The sequence below is a fragment of the Vibrio sp. 1402 genome, from assembly GCF_033340275.1.
On record NZ_JAWOWE010000070.1, the window covers coordinates 1 to 1,152 of the forward strand.

The 1,152-nt window shown below is 48.5% G+C and carries 2 protein-coding genes; both read left to right on the forward strand.

Annotated elements, in window-relative coordinates:
• Window positions 1–293 (forward strand): flagellar hook-basal body complex protein (locus tag R7044_RS24160; RefSeq protein WP_225455867.1); only part of this gene is annotated, 293 nt, incomplete at its 5' end.
• 30 nt (window positions 294–323) lie between these two features.
• Window positions 324–1,103, forward strand: a complete 780-nt coding sequence (flgH, locus tag R7044_RS24165; protein WP_005462288.1) for a flagellar basal body L-ring protein FlgH — start codon at window positions 324–326, stop codon at window positions 1,101–1,103.
• The last annotated feature ends 49 nt before the right edge of the window (window positions 1,104–1,152 follow it).

The window sequence follows — 1,152 nt, forward strand, 5'->3', positions numbered from 1 at the left end:
AAGATAACCAAGTCGTTGGCCAGTTGACTATTACAGACTTTGTTAACCCAGGAGGCCTAGAGCCAATCGGTCAGAACCTTTACTTGCCAACAGGCGCAAGTGGCGACCCGCAAGAAGGTGTTCCGGGTTTGGACGGTTTGGGTGAAATTCGCCAATCGATGCTAGAAGCCTCCAACGTAAACGTGACAGAAGAATTGGTCAACATGATCGAAGCTCAGCGCGTGTACGAAATGAACTCTAAAGTGATCTCATCTGTCGATAAGATGATGAGCTTCGTTAACCAGCAGTTGTAACGGCGAAAGTTAGCCATTAAGGAGCTCATAATGAAACGTATCTGTTTACTTGCGCTGATCACAACCATGTCTGGCTGTGCGATGTTAGAACCCATCGAAACGGATGAAGTGACGCAAGCGACTACCGTTGTGGATGCGGTTGAAGGCGATAAGTCGAAAGACGAGAGTAGCGGCATCGTTGATACACTGCGTGGCAGAAATGATCCGGTTGCTGGTGATCCAGCGTGGGCTCCAATCCATCCAAAACAAAAGCCTGAGCATTATGCTGCGGCGACGGGTTCTCTGTTTAGCCCAGAGCACATTACCGATTTGTATGATGACTCTAAACCTCGCGGCATTGGCGACATCATCACAGTCACGTTAGATGAAACCACCAGTGCGACGAAGAGCGCTAACGCGGACTTGTCGAAAACCAACGAAGCGCAAATGGATCCGTTACAAGTGGGCGGTGAAGAGTTGAAAGTAGGCGGCAAGTACAACTTCTCGTATGACTTAAACAACACCAACACCTTTGCTGGCGACTCTTCTGCGAAGCAGAGTAACAGCATTAGTGGTTACATTACGGTCGAAGTGATCGAAGTGCTGGCAAACGGCAACCTCGTGATCCGTGGTGAGAAGTGGATGACGCTAAATACGGGTGACGAGTACATTCGCTTAAGCGGCACAATTCGTCCCGATGACATCAACTTCGACAACACAATTGCGTCAAATCGCGTGTCTAACGCAAGAATTCAATACTCAGGAACCGGTCTGTCGCAAGATATGCAAGAGCCAGGCTTCTTGGCACGATTCTTTAATGTAGCGCTATAAGACGCCGTACTGACGGCAAATTGACTGCAAGAGATTAAGTAAGCATGAA

What these genes read in the sequence shown, in the direction of transcription:
- flgH (WP_005462288.1), top strand. Translation starts at nt 324, where the DNA reads ATGAAACGTATCTGTTTACTTGCGCTGATCACAACCATGTCTGGCTGT.